Below are 18,637 nucleotides of genomic sequence, written 5' to 3' on the forward strand. Positions count from 1 at the left end.
GCAAATCTGAATTTACTTTCTTTGAAATTTGTTTTTTTGAGTTTTGAGTTTTGTCATTTGATTTTTGTTTTTTGAAATTTGATTTTTTACTTTTACCCAATAAACAAATTCTATCATGGCTCAATCGGTACTGTCTTTAAAAAACGTAAACATATATCAAGAAGGAAAAACTATTTTATCTGATGTCAATTTAGAAGTTACTCACGGCGAATTTATCTACATCATCGGGAAAACAGGTTCTGGAAAAAGCAGTTTATTAAAAACACTATATGCTGATCTGCCATTAACTGAAGGCGAAGGCAAGATTGTAGAATTTGATTTGGCAACTTTAAAAGAAGAAGATATTCCGTTTTTGAGGAGAAAGTTTGGAATTGTTTTTCAGGATTTCAAATTACTGCCAGACCGTACTGTACAAGACAATATGCTTTTTGTTTTGAAAGCAACAGGCTGGACTGACAAAGCAGAAATGGACGCTAAAATCGAAGAAGTATTAGCAAAAGTAAATATGAAAGATTTTGCAAATAAAATGCCGCATCAATTATCTGGCGGTGAGCAGCAGCGTGTTGCCATTGCAAGAGCTTTATTAAATGATCCGGAATTTATTCTTGCCGATGAACCAACAGGGAACCTTGACCCGCAAACCAGCATCGAAGTCCTTGAAGTTTTAAGACAAATCAATGCCTTAGGCAAAACAGTCATCATGGCAACTCACGATTATGCTTTGCTGATGAAATACCCATACAAAACCTTAAAATGTGAGGACGCAACTATTTTTGAAGTAGTTCAAAGAACGGTATAATGATTTCTATTCTTATTCCGGTTTACAATTACAATGCTTTACCATTAGTTTTGGAATTACATAAGCAGTGTTCAGAATGTAATTTGGAATATGAAATAATCTGTCAGGATGATGCTTCCAATGTTTTTTTAGCTGAAAACAGCGAAATAAATTCCTTAGATAACTGTTATTTCTCTTCTAATGAAACAAATTTAGGAAGAGGAAAAAACATCAACAAGATGTCACGAAAATCAAAGTATAGCTGGCAGCTTATTTTAGACTGCGATACTTTTCCCCAAAGTACCGATTTTATAAAAAATTATCTTTTAGAAGTTCAGAAAAGCAACAATCCAATTATTTTTGGCGGAATACTTTACGAGCAAAACAAACCTAAAAAAGACCATCTATTGCGTTGGATTTATGGTCATAAAAGAGAATCACTTTCTGTAGAAAAAAGAAAAAAAAAACCTAACAGCAGGGCATTATCTTCTAATCTACTGCTGAAAAAAAAGCTTTTTTCACAATATCCTTTTGATGAAAATATCACACAATACGGCTACGAAGATTTATGCTTTATGACAACATTGGAAGCAAACAATATTAAAGTAACCCATATAGAAAATCCTGTTTTTCATTTAAATTTAGAGACCTCGAATCTGTTTTTGAATAAAACAAAAACTGCTCTTGAAAACTTAGTTTATATTGTTAATTTCAAAAAAATAGATTTAAAAGACAGCAAAATCATTACTGTGTATTCTTTACTGAAAAAACTAAAACTGATACACTTTACTGCATATTTCTTTAATTTATTTGAAGATAAAATTACTGCCCAATTAATTTCAGACAAACCTTCTTTATTGCTATTTGACCTGTATAAACTGGGGCATTTCTGCAGACTACAAACCAAACACTAAACCACTATGGACTGAAAATCCATAGATTTGGTTAGGCAGAATGAAAGTCTCCTATGGATTGCGAAAATTGATGAAATTTTGCCACAGATTCATAGATAAAAAATGATTTTAAAATCTGTGAATCTGTGGCAAAAACTTTTTTTGAAGCTAAAGCGAGATGCACTGAAAGTGCATAGTTTTAAACTCTATTTGAGATCAATAAAAGAATTAGCGCAGGCTTTCAAAAAGATTCTTCCATTCTTTCATAATTATTTCCAAATCATAAACAGCAACACTTTCTTTGGCTCTTTTCCCCATCTGAAACCGCAGATTCTCATCTTCAATAAGCAATTCCAGTTTTTCTGCAAAAAAATTTACATTTCCGTCTTCTATTAAAAAACCATTCTCTCCATTTTTAATAATTGCTCGTGGACCGGAAGGACAATCATAAGCAATGCAAGGAACACCCGAAATCATTGCTTCGAGCAATACCATAGGAAAGGCTTCGGATCTGGAAGTCATTAAAAAAATAGAAAATTGATTGTAGCTGTTTTGGATATCTTTGGTTGGCAAAAGAAAATTCACATTATCCGAAATATTTAAAGTATCAGCCATTTTTTGATATTCAGAATTAAGTTCCCATTTTCCATAAATATCCAGGATCCAATCAGAATGTTTTTCAACTATTTTACTCCAGACCAACAGCAATCTGTCAAGACCTTTAATATATGGATTCATGCAAACGGACATTGCTTTTTTATTAACTAAATCCGCTTTTTCTGCAACCGAAAAACTCACGGGATTAGAGATAATAATATTTTTTTTTGCATTCCACTCTTTACTTTCTTCATTGGTTACCGCCACAAAACAAGTGAATTTCTCCATTGTTTTCTGCTTAATGAAATGAACCAATTCAGCCCGAAACTTAGTGTATAAACTTTTGTTTTTTACTTTTTCAAAAGAAACTGAAAAATGGGTTTCAAAAACCATTGGAATGTCCGTTTTTACAAACCACGGAATAAACAGCCATAAAACAGCGTCACAAATTACTATGACATCTGGTTTTTCTGTGGAAATTATCTTTTTTATTGAACGAATATAACTTTGTAAAAAGAATAGATTTTTAGATTTTTTAATATTAAACCATTTTATTGCAGGATTAAAATCGTAAAAACAATCGGGATAAGAATCATTTACGGAAAGAATACAAACTTCATATTCCAAATTGGACACTAAATAATCTGTCTTCAAAGAAATAACACGGGAAATCCCGCCAGAGTCTGTAATATCAGGTGTTATGTATAAAATTTTCATTTTTTTGATGCCAAAAATTCATCAAAATCCCTAATATAATCCTCTTCATCAAAAACATCTGATGCCAAAACAAGACAAACTGCTCCTGAAGAAAAATTTTCAAGCTCTCTCCAAAAACCATTAGGAATCAACAAACCAATATTGGGTTTGTTCAACAAATAGCTTTTTTTACTGCTGCCGTCATGAATGGTTACTTCAAAACTCCCGCTCAAAGCAACAAGAAGCTCCATTTGCTCGATATGCGAATGCCCGCCTCTAAAAGCTGTACTGGGCACATCAAAAAGATAATAAACCCGCTTGAATTCAAATGGCAGGAAACCGCTTTCTATAACACCTAAATTTCCTCGAATATCTTCAATAACGGGGATTTTAAGCAACTGTATTTCTTTACTCATTTCCTTCATTTTTTTTAATCTGCATTAAATCCAGCCATTGTTTTCCAATCTTATCTAAAGAAAAATGCTGAATACTCTCTAATGCATTTTTTTTACAAAAAAGATACAAATCTTTATCTTCTATTAATAAATTCATTGCTTCTGAAAGTTTTTCAAAATTTTGATTTTCTACCAAAATACCATTTTTTTCATGAATAATCATTTCACTAGGTCCGGTTTCACAATCAAAAGCCACAACTGGAATTTCGCAGGCCAATGCTTCAAGAATCACATTGGGGAATCCTTCGTTGAGACTGCTCAAAACCAAAAAATGCGCCTTTTTTAAATATTTATATGGATTATCCTGAAAGCCAAAAAGATGCACATACTCATAAACAGTATTGTTTTTTGCAGTTTTTTCAAGTTCTTCTCTATTTCCATTTCCTAAAATGATAAGATGAATTTCTTTTTGTGGTAAAACAGAATTGGCATAACTCTGAATCAATTTATCAAACTGTTTTATAGCATTTTCATACTGCCCAACAGCTATTATATACTCAAAATCAACAGCAATGATTTCATTACTGCGCTCATTTACTTCATCTAAATTAATTGGATTGGGAATTGTTATAACATTTTTCAAATGATACTGACTCTCAATCAAATCCTGAACTTGATTTACAATCGTTACTGCTGCATAACTTTTTTTATAAATTAATTTCGCCAGCCAGACATTTTTAGGAATATAGTAATCAATTAAAAAACTATGAATCGTAAAAATAGTTTTAGCTTTATAAATAAACCGGGCTATAATTAATTCCTGAAAAACCTTTTTTCTAGGACGAAAATCAATGATGAAATCAAATTTATTTTCATTTAAATATTGTCGCAAAAAAAGAAGCCGCTTCAATTTATTGCCAAATCCATTCGAATCATTTTTAAGCTGGCCTAAATTAATAAGCCTGCCGGAATAGCAGTAACCTACAGAATCTAAAACGATTATATTATGAACTTCAACACCCGATTTTTCAAAAAAAAGAGACAGATTCGCCATCACTTTATCGCCTCCGCCTCCACTCAACCGATACCCGACTAAAGCTATTTTATATTTTTTTTCGGGTAATATCATTTTCATTTTATTATTTTCGTTTCAAATATAACACTAATGCGGATTCTACTTATTGGCGAATACAGTCTTTTACACAATTCTTTGAAAGAAGGATTGATAGAGCTTGGTCATGAAGTTATTCTGGCTGCCAATAGAGATGGTTTCAAAGAATACGCAACAGATCACAACTACGAGGCCAAATGGCTCACTATCAAATTACTTAATATTCCCAGGAAAGCAATTTACCGTATTTTCAATTTTGATTTTGCAAGCATCGAAACAGGTATTCGCTTTTATTTTTTCCTTCCAAAATTAAAGGATTTTGATGTCGTACAGTTTATCAACGAAGCTTCCATAAAAACTCCCAAAAAGTTTGAACTTTTTTTAATGAATAAAATATACGAAACCAACAAAAAACTTTATATGGTTTCCACCGGAATTGACTATTCTACATTAAAATTTTATATCGAAAATAAATCAAAAAAATCAATCCTGCAGCCTTATTTTCAAAATCCAAAACAAGATAAAGAATTCAAACCTTTTTTTGATTATTTTGATAAAAATCATATCAAAATACATCATTTTATAAAAGAAAAATTTAACGGAATTATTGCTTCCGATTTTGATTATGTTGAAGCCAATAAAGTCAATACTAATTATTCCGGCTTTATTCCGTGTCCAGTAAACACAAAAAAATTAGTTTTCAAAGAATTAATTATCGAAGATAAAGTCATTATTTTTCTTGGTATTAACAAATGGAGTTATCATCAGAAAGGCATAGTGTTCTTTGAAAAAGCATTAGAAATAATCAAGAAAAAATTTAAAGATAAAGTAGAAATCATCACTGTCAATACCATTCCCTATCCTGTTTATATTGAACTCTACAACAAAGCACATATTCTGCTGGATCAATTATACTGCTGTGACCAAGGCTACAATGCACTCGAAGCCATGGCAAAAGGAAAAGTAGTTTTTACTGGTGCCGAAAGTGAATTTACAGAACATTACAATATTATCGAAAGAGTATGTGTAAATGCTATTCCTGATGTCGATTATCTGGTGAAAGAGCTGTCTTTTTTAATCGAAAATCCATCAGAGATTGTAAAAATTGGCAAAAGAGCCAGAGCTTTTATAGAAAAAGAGCATGATTATATAAGAATTGCGGAGAAATATTTAAAAACATGGGAAAGCTAAGCTGAAACCAATAAATTAAACAATCAAGGATTGATCTAAAAGTTCTCTTTCGCCTTCCCAATCTCTTGAAATATTCTTTCTAATCAAACCTGCCGGAATACCTCCAATGAGAATGCTGCTTCCAAACAAAGTATAATCTTTATTACACAGACTATTCGATGCAATGGTACAATAATTGGGTGTTACTGTATCTTTCATAACAGAAACCCTGCTCCCGACATAATTGTAATTCCCAATCAAAATTGGACCATTCATATCGAATTTTTCCTTTGTTTCGGTATCAAACATTGGATGAAAGTTAGTGTCTATTATTTGAGATTCAGATCCAAAACGAGCGTAATTCCCCAAAATTACTTTCTCCAAACAGACTAATTTTGCATTTGAGCCTAATGATGACATATGACCAAATTCGCAATATCCATCACCTCCGATGAAGATAAAATAATCCTTGCCAAACTGTACATGCCCTTTAAAAACAGCTTTCCCCTCGATATTAATTTCGGCTATTCCTTTATGCCGTGTATTCATTTCATAAGGCTGGCCAAAGCCAATCATACCTCTTTTAATATTTCCCTGGATTTCAAAATTCCCTTTAATACAAGTAAGCTTTACACTTCCGTAAAAAAAGATTGGCAGTTTTTTTGCAATGCTGAAAGGAAATTTTTTAAAATTAAAATACAGTGTTTTTGTCCAGTTTACTGAATAATAAAGCTTCAGTTTCTTAAAGACTTTTTTAAATTTTCGATAATAAAATTTCAAACTGTCAGTCATTTTTTCTTTTTAGTATTGAATTTAAAAAATTTCTCAATTCTACTTTTTTATTAATCTGAAATAACACAAAAATCAGCGACATCAAAACCATAAGTGACATCAGACTATACTTTAAAATTGGATCGCCCAAATATCTTAACAAAAAAGTAACCGCACACATCACGAAGCAGATAAAATAAACGAGATAAAAATCGGAGTCGAAATAAAAATTATATCTCTTTTTGGTAATTATTTTAAGTGCAATGAAATGAATAATATAGTAAACAAAGAAACTAAATCCTGCACCTTCAAGACCACAAAAGTAATAACCGAAAACAGTCAAAGCAAAAGACAAAATACTAAATCCAACAGCAGTTCTAATAAACATTTTCGAATCTCCCTTAGCCAGCAGCACAAACCCCATAGACCATGAAACGGCTCTAAACAACATACCCAATATCCCAAAACACACCATTGGTATTACTGCATTAAATTTTGGCGTGTAAATAATTTTCACAATAAGCGGAATAAATGTCAAAAATAAAATTATTATTGGAGTGATAATAAGAATGGATACAAATGACTGCTCAGCAACGCTGTTTCTAACTTTTACATTATCATCATTTACAGCTGCTAATTTTGGAAAATAATCCGTGCTCATTACCGTAAAAATAACTCCTACATAAGAATTCAGCAGTGTAAAACCTGCATTATAATATCCCACCTGCTCCAAACCTCCCTGTTTCCCGATGTAAACCTGAATTAAATAAGCCGCTAACAAAGTAAACAGACTGCTCACCGTCATCATTATTCCAAGCCGGACAATGCTTTTTCCTTCAGCTTTCCATTCTTTATTTGGTATAATAATCTTTTTAAATTTTATTTTTTTAGAATACAAAAAAGCGAAGAATAAAGCTGATAACGATGTTATAATAATAGTTGGAAGAATGGCATCTATTCCTAAAAAATAATAAAAAGGAACAGAGAATAATAATCCAAATAAATTTCCGTAGAAATTAGCCTGCGCCAAAAGTTTCATTCTCCGCAATCCCTGCAGGACTACAAGTTCTCCGGACGCCAGCTGTTTCAACAGTAAAGTCACCGAAAGAAAAACAAATGAAAAGGTATGATCAGAATTTCCGAAAGTCAATATACTTAACCATTTTGACAAAACAAGAGTAATTACAGTTCCAAAAATTCCAGTAATTACTGCCAGTTTTTTTATAGCCGTAACTATCGGTGCTGCAGAATCTATATCAGCTTTTATATAATTTTCGGAAACATGCTTTACAGAACTGGTTTCAATTCCTAAACTGGTAAAACTGCTGATTACCGATAGCGTCGAATTTAACAATGAAATAATTCCCATCCCGGCAGGACCGATAAATATGGCTATTAATTTGGTTCTTATCACCGAAAAAATAATTGTGAAAAATTGTACTCCTCCAAAAAGAGAAGCTGTTTTTAGAATCTGCTGATATGAAGTTTTACTATCAGACACTACTTATTGATATTGATTTAAAATCCTGATGATAAAACTCACTTCATCAGCTGTTAAGACAGGACTTATGGGCAGACTCAGCACTTCCTGATGAATCTTTTCAGTTATAGGAAAAGATAAATCATTCCAAGATTCAAAAGCCTTCTGCTGATGTGGCGGAATTGGATAATGAATTATTGTTTCAATATTATTTGCTGTTAAATAATTTTGCAGATCATCTCTATTTTTGGTCCTAATGACAAAAAGATGAAAAACATGGGATTTCTTTATTTCTCCCAATAACAAGGCTGACAGAATAATTTTTTCATTTTTAATTTCAGACAAATAGCGTTTTGCGATTATTATTCGTCGTTCATTATCTGCATCTAAATTGGGTAATTTCAAATTTAAAAAAGAGGCCTGCAGTTCGTCCAGTCTTGAATTAACACCAATAAAATCATTTTGATATTTAGTTTCCGAACCATAATTCCGCATAGCTCTAATGACTTTCGCTAAATCCGTATCATTAGTAATAACAGCTCCACCATCTCCTAAACAACCTAAATTTTTACTCGGATAAAAACTATACGCTGCGCTTGATTGCAGATTTTTGATTGCAGATTTTTGATTGCAGATTGCTCCCGCAGATTGTGCAGCATCTTCTACAACAATTAAATTATTTTGTTCTGCGATTTCGTTTATAACATTCATTTCTGCTAATTGACCATATAAATGGACAGCTAAAATGGCTTTGGTTTTTGATGTTATTTTTTCCTGAATTAAATCAGGATCGATATTGTAAGTTTCTAATTTGGGTTCGACCAAAACAGGTACCAAATCAGCCTGAAGAATAGCAAGTATACTGGCAATATAAGTGTTGGCAGGTACGATTACTTCGTCACCTTTCTGCAATTTTCCTAATTGGATATACCCTTTAAAAATCAGAACCAAAGCATCCAGACCATTTCCAACTCCAATGCAATATTTTGCGCCACAATAGCTTGCAAAATTAGCTTCAAACTCCTGAACTTCTTTTCCTAAAATATACCAGCCCGAGTCCAATACCGATTTCAGTTTTTCCTGAAAAGCGGTTTCATAGGGTTCGTTTATTTTTTTTAAATCTAGAAATCTGATCATTTTAATACGTTTTCAAGTTTAGAAAAATGAACCGTTTCTACTTCATAAAAATCATGAATAATCATATTTGCTCCAAAACTTTCTTTCCAATACGATAATCCATTATTGAGCATTTTTCCATGATTTTCATTGGATATTCCAAAATCAAAAAAACGCTTATGGGCAAATACATTGTTTATTAAATGATTATACAGAAAATCTAAACTTCCGAGATTTTCCTGCTTTTCATATTTTGAAATGTATTGGCAGTGCGCCACATTATCTGATTCAAAAATAGTACTTCCTGCTACAATTTCATTATTATAATACACATTAAACTGTCGTATATTTTTATCAAATAAACTTTTCAGCAATTTAATTTCAGTAAGAGTGTGAACAGGTTCTGCCTGGTGACGTGCTTCTAAGTTAGGGATTAAAACCTGATTCCAAAACGGTTCAAAATCAATCTCTTCTTTTATGATTAAACCATTATTTTTTCCTTTTTGAATGCAGCGCTTTCTTATTTTTGAAAACTGATAGGGTTTGGACAAATCGATTACTGCCAATGTATCTCTTCTGATTAATTGAGCTTCGGCCAAAAACAATGCATAATTTAATTCTTCGGCTGGCTTTTTATGATAGATATGCGGAATAGTTTTTATCTGGATTTTGGCAATTTTATTTTCATTCAAATAGAATAAAACCGCTTTGAAAATGAGTATTACCGAAGCTAACTTTAAATTCTCTCTGTAAACCAAACCTCCGTAAGTCAAGCCCTGATGTGAATAAACAAACTCTCTTGATTTATTGGCTGGCAAAACTGCCACAAGCTTTTCGTTTTTGTAAATCATCAAAGAGTAGTCCTCAAAACGGTCTTTATGATACTCCATAAAATCGCGGTGAAACAAAAAAGCGGCATTCTTTGCTTGACTTACTAAAGTATTCCAGCCGTCATAATCACTTTCCTGATATTGCCTTACGCTATAATTTTTCACCTTTGAATATTAAAGACTGGAAAAGTACACAATTAGGGCAATATTCGAAATAGTAATGGAGAAAAACCTAATACAATTTTTAATTGACAAAAACAGAATATCGATTTCAGACTAAATATCTGAATTTATTATTTATGTTCCAAAGGAGCCAGATGCCATTTGTATTTTACGGCCAGCAGACGGATTATGATAATTATGGATGATGTGGCGAGATACAGCACGTCATTTTCTACATTCATTTTTCGAAGGGCAAAAAATACGATTCCGCCAAAAATACAAATCGTTGCATAGACTTCTCTACGGAAAATTACCGGAATTTCGACGCATAAAATGTCACGGGTAACACCGCCAAAACAGGCGGTCATAGTCCCTAGCGCAATGCAGATAACGGGATGAAGATGATAATCAATTCCTTTTTGGATTCCAATTAAAGTAAAAACTCCTAATCCGATGGTGTCAAATAAAGCGAGTGAGGTCCGAAGTCTATCTAATTTTTTTCTAAATATAATTGCCAAAATAAATCCCCAGACAATTACGTATACATATGTCGGATCCTGCATCCATCCTACTGGAGTTCTCCCGATCATGACATCACGCAGGGTCCCGCCCCCGACAGCAGTTACAAATGCGATGATAAAAACGCCAAACGGATCCAGCTTTTTACTCATAGCAGCTAATGCTCCAGACATTGCAAATGCCATTGTTCCTATGATGTCGAGTAAGTGAAACATATTTGGAGGTTGAATTTTAAAACTTTAAAGACTACATGTTTTGAGTATAAAAATTGTAATCTTTCAAAATGGTTCTTATAAACTCAATTTGATTATTCGTCTGCATTTTAATACCTGTAACCGACTGAATTTTTTGAGACAATTTTAAAACGGTTTCCATATCATTATTTTTTTCGGCAGTTAGAAAAGTTTCCTTTATAATCCGCATATCATTATCTGACAGCTTAATAACTAATGGATAGACAGGCACATAGGTTTCACCTATTTCCTCTAATATTGTACTATTGATTGATATATTGTTTTTCAGTGTTATAATAGCTGTTCCTGCTGCCATATCGCCCATTCGCTGGGTTTTGTTACTGATGCATATTGATACTAATCCAATTAATCCGCCAAGCATGTTGTTTTCTACAATTCTAAAAAGCCAACGGATAAGATAATCTCCAAAACTGGCCTGATAGCCGTCAATTTTAACGACTTTTATCTTTACTATTTTCTTACCGATGGTCTGTCCTTCAAAAATACTTTCCAGTGTCACGGAATAGATCATTACAGGAAAAAAAAACAATATCAATATTGCAAAACCAGACCAAAAATCCATTCTGTCCATGATTCGTGAGATACCCAGCAAATTAAAAAAGACATATGCGACAACAATAACATAGGCCGCTTTAACAACAAAATCCAGCAGACTAGCCAGCATTCTCTCGCCAACAGAAGCTGCCTTAAAATTTATTATAACATTTTGTGTTGTGTTTATAGATAATTCTGACATAATTCCTATTTTAGCACTTGATGAGAGAAATTGCATTTATAAAAGCGAACAAAAACAAATGGCTTGAATTTGAGCAGGCTATTTTTGGTAAAGCTAAAAAAAATCCTGATGAAATGGCAAATTTATACATTCAATTAATGAATGATTTGTCATATGCCCAGACTTATTACAGCAAAAGCAAAACGGTTGTTTATTTAAACTACCTAGCGTCCAGCATTTATCAAAAGATATACAAGACCAAGCGCACTGAAAGCAATAGGCTGGTTTATTTTTTCAAAACCGAAGTACCACTCATTATTTATGAATACCGCAGGTATTTAGTATATGCTTTTGTACTTTTTTTTGTGACTGTCTTTATTGGAGCAGTTTCTGCCAGATACGATGCTGATTTTGTCCGATTAATTCTTGGAGATGGCTACGTCAATGAAACCCTGGAAAATATCAAAGCTGGAAATCCGGTTGCTATTTATAAATCGGGAAGCAATTGGGGCAGTTTTATTGGTATCACCGTCAATAACCTGCGCGTTGGAATGATGTGTTACATTTTTGGAATCTTTGGCGGTATTGGCACTTTTTATATTTCACTGCAGAATGCCATTATGCTGGGTTCATTTCAGTACTTTTTCTTTCAGCAGGGCGTTTTCTGGAAAAGTGTCCGCGGTATCTGGATTCATGGCTCCATGGAAATTTTTGGAATTGTAATTGAAACTGCAGCAGGTTACATTCTGGGAGCTTCGATCTTATTTCCAAAAACGTATTCCAGAATGAATTCATTTAAAATTGGCTTCAAGAACAGTTTCAAAATACTGCTGAGCACTGTTCCTTTTACCATAGCTGCAGGATTTCTGGAAGGTTTCATCACCCGTTATTCTATCGATATGCCCAACTGGCTAAGCAGTTTTATTATTTTGTTTACTTTATCTATTATTTCCTTTTACTATTTGATTTATCCATTTATAATTCACAAAAAAACCAATAAGCCTCATGTTTGAACTTTACAAAGAACGCAATTTAAGCGACAATCTCTCCGACACAATTACTTTTTTCAAAACGTTTGGAAAACATTTTTTCAAAAACTTTTTTATCATAAACGGAATCTTCTTAATGATACTGATGGTTTTGATGTATTTTATTTCCAAAATATACACGGAAGTACTTTTTTCCAATGCAAATAATTTTGCTAATAATCCGAACTATCTTTCCAATTTCATAAGTGAGAATATTTTTCTTGTACTGGGAGGCTTTATAACAGCTATTATACTGATCGCTATTTTATCGATGCTCAATATTACTTTCCCAATTGTTTATTTGAAATTATTTGAAAAAGAGCATCACACCAATTTTTCTACGCAGGAAATCATTAATGAATTGAAGAAAAATATTGGAAAAATGATTGCCTTTTTATTCGGAACCGCTTTTGTCATAGTGCCTCTAGCTTTCATTATTTTTGGTGTCTTAATACTGCTTTGTTTTATCCTCATCGGAATTCCATTGGTTTTCATTGCCATTATTGGTTTTTCTTCATGGATAATGCTTTCGTATCATGATTATATTCTAAATGACGTAGGTTTTTTCAAAGCATTGTCAAATGGATATTATCTGCTGAAACTAAAATTCTGGACTATTATAGGTACTACTTTTTTAATGATGATGCTGGTTCAGATTATTCAGGGAATAATCACTATTGTTCCCTATATGTTTATGATGGGTTCAATGTTCGTTTCGTCACAAAACGCAGGTTCACAAGCTGAAAATTTTTCTACTTTAGGAATTCTTATGACGGTTATAATGGTACTTTCGGTAGTATTAAGTTATATATTTAATAATTTCATTGTGATTAATCAGGGACTTATTTATTATAGTCTACATGAAGACACTCAAAACTACACCACTAATAACCAAATTGATTTAATTGGCACAGACGTTGAATAAATTTTTTCTATTAATTTTCTTTTTCTTTTACTTCAATGCTGGAGCAAAAGATTCATTGGCTGCAGCCAAAAAAGAAAAAATTATTTTCACAGAAAAAGATATTGTAATAGATACTGCTTCTGTCACAGCAAAATCATTTCCTGAAAATTTCAAAAAAAAGTATACTGATACTGATTTTATATATGAATTCAAAACTCCAGAAAAAAATGCCTGGGACCGTTTCAAGGAATGGCTCTCCAATTTTTTAAAAAAATTATTTAGCATAAGTGACAATAAAACTTCCTCGCTTTTAGTAGATATACTTATAAGAGTAATCGCAATTGCCGTTGTTATTACAGTGATTTATATGATTGTAAAAGCGATAATGAATAATGAAGGACAATGGGTTTTTGGTAAAAACTCAGATAAAAAAATAATTAATTATGATGAAATAGAGAAAAACCTGCATCTAGCAGATTTCGAAAAACTCATTCAAAGCAGTTTAGAATCAGGTGAAAAAAGATTGACAGCAAGATACTATTATCTTTGGCTGCTTAAAAAAATGTCCGACAGACAAATCATCGAATGGGATATAGAAAAAACAAACTCAGATTATCTTTATGAAATAAAGAACCAAGCCCAAAAAGAGGATTTTGCCTATTTGTCATATTTATATAACAACATTTGGTATGGCGAATTCGAACTGGACGACAGCACTTTTGAAAAAACCCGAAGTGCTTTCGAGAAATCTATAAAAAAAGTCAGCAATGGGTAAAACACTAAAAATATATATCTTCCTTTTAGCTGTGCTTCTAGTGGCTATTGTTGTCATTGATATTAATCGTCCCAAACCTATAGATTGGACTCCTACCTATTCCATAAAGGATAAAATCCCTTATGGAATGTATGTTTTTGACAATGAAATTGGCTCACTTTTGAAAAATCAAAGTATAGAAAAATTCAGCAATACCCCTTATGAGTATTTTGACAGCGATCCTTATCTTGACACACTGATATCCAGCAACAAGAAAAAAGGAACTTTCGTCAGCATTTCCAAAATTTCAAATTTGGACGACCAGTCAATAAACACAATTTGTTCTTTTGTAAGACAGGGCAACAGCGCTTTTATCAGTTCGGAAACCATTCCGAATTCCTTGTTGGACAGCCTGAATCTAGTAATGGACAGTGAGTATAAATATTCTGACAGCATTTATAACTGGGTTGCCAATAAAAAATTAGGGACTCAAAAGTATAAAATCATTGAAGGCGTTAACAATAATTATTTTTCAAAAATCGACACGCTGAACACTACTGTTTTAGGCTATCAAAATGGGGATAGTGCCAGAGTAAATTTTATAAAAGTAAAGTATAAAAACGGTGATTTTTACCTGCACACACAGCCTGTTGCGTTTACAAATTTTCATTTATTAAAAGGAAATCATCACGAATATGCAGAAAAAGTCTTGTCCTATATTCCAAAAGGAAACGTGTTTTGGAGCATCAAAGACCAAAATGGAGAAGTAATTTCAAACTCTCCTATGCGGTATATCCTAAGCCAGCCAGCACTCAGATGGGCTTGGTATATTTTCCTGATTGGGATGATTGTCTTTATTTTTTTCAATGCCAAACGAAAACAAAGAGTTGTTCCTATTATCAAACCGCTGGCCAATACCACGGTTGATTTCACAAAAACCATCGGAAATCTGTATTATCAGGAAGGAGATCACAACAATATTATCGACAAAAAAATCATTTATTTTCTAGAAAAAATCCGAAACGAATACTTAATTGACACTAATAAGCTGGATGATGATTTTATCAAAAAACTGCACCATAAATCAGGGAAAGACTTAGCCAGCATTCAAAATGCGGTGTATTTGATTAATTTATACCGAAAAAGCAATTACCTGAGTGTTGAATCCGATTTAATTCATATTAACGCAGCAATAGAAAAAATACTGAATTAAATTAACCTGCCCAAAAATCTAAAAACCGCAAAATCATTAACCGCTCTGCCAAAAAAGCAACATAATTAAAGAAATATATGGAAGATATAACCACAACTGAAAATATGACCGAAAGCGTAAATTTTCAATCCCGAATCAACTTGGAACCGCTTTTAAACAGTATCAATGCTATTAAACAAGAACTCGAAACTGTTATCGTGGGGCAGAACAAAATGATTGATCAGCTGTTGGTCGCTATCCTGTCCAATGGTCATGTTTTGCTTGAAGGTGTTCCGGGCGTTGCCAAAACGATTACGGCAAAACTTTTGTCCAAAACTTTAAACATTGGCTTCAGCCGGATTCAGTTTACACCTGATTTAATGCCTTCTGATATATTAGGAACTTCCGTTTTTGACCTGAAAAAATCAGAATTCGAATTCAAAAAAGGACCTATTTTCTCCAACTTGATTTTGATTGATGAAATAAATCGTGCTCCTGCAAAAACTCAGGCAGCCCTTTTTGAAGTTATGGAAGAACGCCAAATTACCATTGATGGCGTGACCTATGCTCTTGACACGCCTTTCTTGGTTATTGCAACCCAAAATCCAATTGAACAGGAAGGAACCTACCGCTTGCCAGAAGCACAATTAGACCGTTTTTTATTCAAAATTTCTATCGAATATCCAAAAATAGACGAAGAAATTGCCATAATCCAAAGAGAACATTTACTACAGAACCAAGGCAAACTGGACAATATTAAAACCCTGCTTTCATCGGAAGAAATTAAGCAGTACCAAACATTGGTCAAACAAATAATTGTAGAACAAAACCTGCTGGAATACATTGCTAAAATTGTGGTTAACACTCGTGAAAACGCCTTTTTATATCTTGGTGCTTCGCCTCGTGCTTCGATTGCGATTTTAAACGCCGCCAAAGGTTTTGCTGCAATACGAGGACGCGACTTCGTGACTCCCGAAGATATTAAGGAAGCTGCAATTCCTGTTTTACAGCACCGTGTCATAGTAACTCCTGAACGTGAAATGGAAGGAATTACGAGCATCGAAATTGTCAAGCAAATATTGGAGAGCGTGGAGATTCCGAGGTAGGTTTCAAATTATAAAAATTGTAGGTTTGTATTTTAAACTCTAATGTTTCAATTCGATGAAAGTAGTATCATTTTTTGCAGGAGCTGGAGGGCTTGATTTAGGCTTTGAAAAGGCTGGTTTTGATGTAATATGGGCAAATGAATACGACAAAGAAATTTGGGCTACGTATGAAAAAAATCATAAAAAAACAATTTTAGACAGGAGAAGTATTGCTGATATCCCTTCAAATGAAGTTCCTGATTGTGACGGAATAATTGGTGGTCCACCTTGTCAAAGTTGGTCGGAAGCAGGTTCAAAAAGAGGAATCGCCGATAAACGAGGCCAACTGTTTTATGAATTTATAAGGATTTTGGCAGATAAAAAACCAAAGTTTTTTTTAGCTGAAAATGTATCTGGAATGTTATTACCTGCACACAAAGATGCTTTAGCAAATATAAAACAAATGTTTACAGATATTGGTTATAATTTGACATTCCAATTATTGAATGTTTCGGACTTCGGTATTCCACAAGATAGAAAACGTGTTTTCTTTATTGGGTATAGAAAGGATTTAGGAATAAAGTTTACTTTTCCAAAACCAACTACTCCTGAAAGTAAAGTTACACTTGAAAAAGCGATTGGAGATTTAAAAGATACTGCATTACCTGCAAAATCAGGAAATTACACTAATGGAAATGATTGCAAAGTATTGAATCACGAATATATGATTGGAGGTTTCTCTTCTATGTTTATGTCAAGAAATAGAGTTCGTTCTTGGAATGAAGTTTCTTTCACGATTCAAGCTGGTGGTAGACACGCTCCGATACATCCACAAGCACCAAAGATGAATTTTATTGAACAAAATATTAGAGAATTTGTAAAAGGAAAAGAACATCTGTATCGAAGATTAAGCGTTCGTGAATGTGCAAGAATCCAAACTTTCCCTGATACCTTTTCTTTTGAATATAATAGTGTTGTAGCTGGTTACAAAATGATTGGAAACGCTGTTCCTGTTAGAATGGGAAAGGTTTTAGCTCAAAAAATATATTCTGATTTGGATGGGCTAAATGTTAATCAAAATATTAATCAAGAAAGTATTCTAACTGAAGTAAATGGAAATATTGTACTTGAAAAAATGAACGAAATAATTAAAAGTGTATCAGCATAATGGCAAAAGTATCAACTCAAACAATAAATGGTAAAGCATTTGAATACGCTTTGTTAAATGAATTCTTAGAACGTTTAAAAGTTACAACCTCTGTTACAGTTATCGAAAATGAACCATTTAAAACTGCTCTTAAATGTTTTGTGAGTTTTGATGAAAAAGAACAAGGTAATTATAAATTAGTTGCAAGTTTTGCTGTTAATTTTTTACTTGATATAGAACCACGTTTAGCAAATGGAATTGACGAAAATGACATTTTACAATTAGAAATTGTTGCAGATAAAGCAGGTCAAACAGGTGATGTTCGTGATGTTTTAGCCATTAGGTCGTTGCAAAAATGGGAGATTGGAATTTCAGCAAAAAATAATCATAGAGCAGTTAAACATTCACGCTTGTCAAATGATATTGATTTTGGTCAAAAATGGCTAAGAATTCCTTGTTCTATTGAATATTTTGAACAAATCAAACCTGTTTTCAGTAATTTGATGAAATTAAGAACCGCAAGTAAAGGAACACAAAAATGGGATACTTTAGGAGATTATCACACATCTGTCTATGTTCCTATTTTGAATGCTTTTAAAACTGAATTATTGAGATTAGACAAAGAAAATCCTGGAAGCGTGGCAGAAAGACTAGTTGAATATTTAATTGGTAATCAAGATTTTTACAAAGTCATTAAAGGAAAAAACAAAGTTGAAATACAAGCCTACAACTTACACGGCACATTGAATTTATCCTTTGAAAATATCAAACCAAAAGCTAAAATTCAAAGGTTAAAATTGCCTAATAGATTGATCGAAGTTGTTTATCAAGAAAATTCTCAAACAACCCTTTTAGTAACTCTAAATGAAGGCTGGCAAATTTCTTTTAGGATTCATAACGCAAGTTCTCGAATTGAGCCATCATTAAAATTCGACATTAACTTAGTTTCAGCTCCACATTCGCTTTTTTCAAATCAATTATTTATTGGGTAAAATACACCATACTAATGCTGGAATTTGTTTAAAATCGATAATAGATTG

Annotated in this window: 19 protein-coding genes; 10 read left to right on the forward strand and 9 right to left on the reverse strand. The window is 32.8% G+C overall.

Annotated elements, in window-relative coordinates:
* Window positions 1-115 precede the first annotated feature (115 nt).
* Window positions 116-799 carry a cell division ATP-binding protein FtsE gene (locus OZP07_RS16445; protein WP_194642958.1) on the forward strand — a complete coding sequence of 228 codons (684 nt, stop codon included), beginning with the start codon at window positions 116-118 and terminating at the stop codon, window positions 797-799.
* Window positions 799-1,692, forward strand: a complete 894-nt coding sequence (locus tag OZP07_RS16450; RefSeq protein ID WP_281635963.1) for a glycosyltransferase — start codon at window positions 799-801, stop codon at window positions 1,690-1,692. Before OZP07_RS16445 ends, OZP07_RS16450 begins: the two co-directional genes overlap by 1 nt.
* Before the next feature lie 207 nt (window positions 1,693-1,899).
* Here OZP07_RS16450 and OZP07_RS16455 read toward each other — a convergent pair whose 3' ends face one another.
* The 3 genes from OZP07_RS16455 to OZP07_RS16465 are packed head-to-tail and all read right to left on the reverse strand — an operon-like array spanning window position 1,900 to window position 4,494.
* Window positions 1,900-2,985, reverse strand: a complete 1,086-nt coding sequence (locus OZP07_RS16455) for a glycosyltransferase (RefSeq protein WP_281635964.1) — start codon at window positions 2,983-2,985, stop codon at window positions 1,900-1,902.
* Window positions 2,982-3,389, reverse strand: coding sequence for a sugar 3,4-ketoisomerase (locus OZP07_RS16460; protein WP_432419538.1), 408 nt, complete (start codon window positions 3,387-3,389; stop codon window positions 2,982-2,984). Before OZP07_RS16460 ends, OZP07_RS16455 begins: the two co-directional genes overlap by 4 nt.
* Window positions 3,373-4,494 (reverse strand): glycosyltransferase, encoded by a 1,122-nt coding sequence (locus OZP07_RS16465; RefSeq protein WP_281635966.1) that lies wholly within the window; start codon window positions 4,492-4,494, stop codon window positions 3,373-3,375. The genes OZP07_RS16460 and OZP07_RS16465 overlap by 17 nt, the downstream gene beginning before the upstream one ends.
* Window positions 4,495-4,524: 30 nt before the next feature.
* Between OZP07_RS16465 and OZP07_RS16470 the strand changes: the two genes are divergently transcribed.
* On the forward strand, window positions 4,525-5,661 hold the full coding sequence (locus tag OZP07_RS16470) for a glycosyltransferase (protein ID WP_281635967.1): 1,137 nt from the start codon (window positions 4,525-4,527) through the stop codon (window positions 5,659-5,661).
* 15 nt (window positions 5,662-5,676) lie between these two features.
* On the opposite strand, the gene OZP07_RS16475 is transcribed toward OZP07_RS16470, so the two are convergent.
* From OZP07_RS16475 to OZP07_RS16500, 6 genes are all read right to left on the reverse strand, one after another.
* Complete coding sequence (locus tag OZP07_RS16475; protein ID WP_228520831.1) at window positions 5,677-6,432, reverse strand: acyltransferase; 756 nt, start codon at window positions 6,430-6,432, stop codon at window positions 5,677-5,679.
* Window positions 6,425-7,912 carry an O-antigen translocase gene (locus OZP07_RS16480; protein WP_194640885.1) on the reverse strand — a complete coding sequence of 496 codons (1,488 nt, stop codon included), beginning with the start codon at window positions 7,910-7,912 and terminating at the stop codon, window positions 6,425-6,427. Before OZP07_RS16480 ends, OZP07_RS16475 begins: the two co-directional genes overlap by 8 nt.
* 3 nt (window positions 7,913-7,915) lie before the next feature.
* Window positions 7,916-9,028: a DegT/DnrJ/EryC1/StrS family aminotransferase gene (locus OZP07_RS16485; RefSeq protein WP_281635968.1), complete on the reverse strand. Its 1,113-nt coding sequence runs from the start codon at window positions 9,026-9,028 to the stop codon at window positions 7,916-7,918.
* Window positions 9,025-10,002, reverse strand: a complete 978-nt coding sequence (locus OZP07_RS16490; RefSeq protein WP_194640883.1) for a GNAT family N-acetyltransferase — start codon at window positions 10,000-10,002, stop codon at window positions 9,025-9,027. The genes OZP07_RS16485 and OZP07_RS16490 overlap by 4 nt, the downstream gene beginning before the upstream one ends.
* 128 nt (window positions 10,003-10,130) lie before the next feature.
* Window positions 10,131-10,733 (reverse strand): trimeric intracellular cation channel family protein, encoded by a 603-nt coding sequence (locus tag OZP07_RS16495; RefSeq protein WP_194640882.1) that lies wholly within the window; start codon window positions 10,731-10,733, stop codon window positions 10,131-10,133.
* A gap of 31 nt (window positions 10,734-10,764) precedes the next feature.
* Window positions 10,765-11,508, reverse strand: a complete 744-nt coding sequence (locus OZP07_RS16500) for an RDD family protein (protein ID WP_281635969.1) — start codon at window positions 11,506-11,508, stop codon at window positions 10,765-10,767.
* Between the two features lie 20 nt (window positions 11,509-11,528).
* Here OZP07_RS16500 and OZP07_RS16505 point away from each other — a divergent pair, with 20 nt between their 5' ends.
* The 7 genes from OZP07_RS16505 (at window position 11,529) to OZP07_RS16535 (ending at window position 18,589) form a co-directional block, all read left to right on the forward strand.
* Window positions 11,529-12,500, forward strand: a complete 972-nt coding sequence (locus OZP07_RS16505; RefSeq protein ID WP_281635970.1) for a stage II sporulation protein M — start codon at window positions 11,529-11,531, stop codon at window positions 12,498-12,500.
* Window positions 12,493-13,440 (forward strand): hypothetical protein, encoded by a 948-nt coding sequence (locus OZP07_RS16510; RefSeq protein WP_281635971.1) that lies wholly within the window; start codon window positions 12,493-12,495, stop codon window positions 13,438-13,440. The genes OZP07_RS16505 and OZP07_RS16510 overlap by 8 nt, the downstream gene beginning before the upstream one ends.
* Window positions 13,433-14,194, forward strand: a complete 762-nt coding sequence (locus OZP07_RS16515; protein ID WP_194640878.1) for a DUF4129 domain-containing protein — start codon at window positions 13,433-13,435, stop codon at window positions 14,192-14,194. Before OZP07_RS16510 ends, OZP07_RS16515 begins: the two co-directional genes overlap by 8 nt.
* Window positions 14,187-15,386: a DUF4350 domain-containing protein gene (locus tag OZP07_RS16520; RefSeq protein ID WP_281635972.1), complete on the forward strand. Its 1,200-nt coding sequence runs from the start codon at window positions 14,187-14,189 to the stop codon at window positions 15,384-15,386. The genes OZP07_RS16515 and OZP07_RS16520 overlap by 8 nt, the downstream gene beginning before the upstream one ends.
* A gap of 77 nt (window positions 15,387-15,463) precedes the next feature.
* Window positions 15,464-16,471 (forward strand): AAA family ATPase, encoded by a 1,008-nt coding sequence (locus tag OZP07_RS16525; protein WP_194640876.1) that lies wholly within the window; start codon window positions 15,464-15,466, stop codon window positions 16,469-16,471.
* Between the two features lie 55 nt (window positions 16,472-16,526).
* Window positions 16,527-17,618 carry a DNA cytosine methyltransferase gene (locus OZP07_RS16530; RefSeq protein ID WP_281635973.1) on the forward strand — a complete coding sequence of 364 codons (1,092 nt, stop codon included), beginning with the start codon at window positions 16,527-16,529 and terminating at the stop codon, window positions 17,616-17,618.
* A complete protein-coding gene (locus OZP07_RS16535; protein ID WP_281635974.1) occupies window positions 17,618-18,589 on the forward strand; it encodes a HaeIII family restriction endonuclease in 972 nt (323 codons plus the stop codon). Before OZP07_RS16530 ends, OZP07_RS16535 begins: the two co-directional genes overlap by 1 nt.
* Window positions 18,590-18,637: the final 48 nt, after the last annotated feature.

It is taken from the genome of Flavobacterium marginilacus, assembly GCF_026870155.1.
Classification (GTDB): Bacteria; Bacteroidota; Bacteroidia; order Flavobacteriales; family Flavobacteriaceae; genus Flavobacterium; species Flavobacterium marginilacus.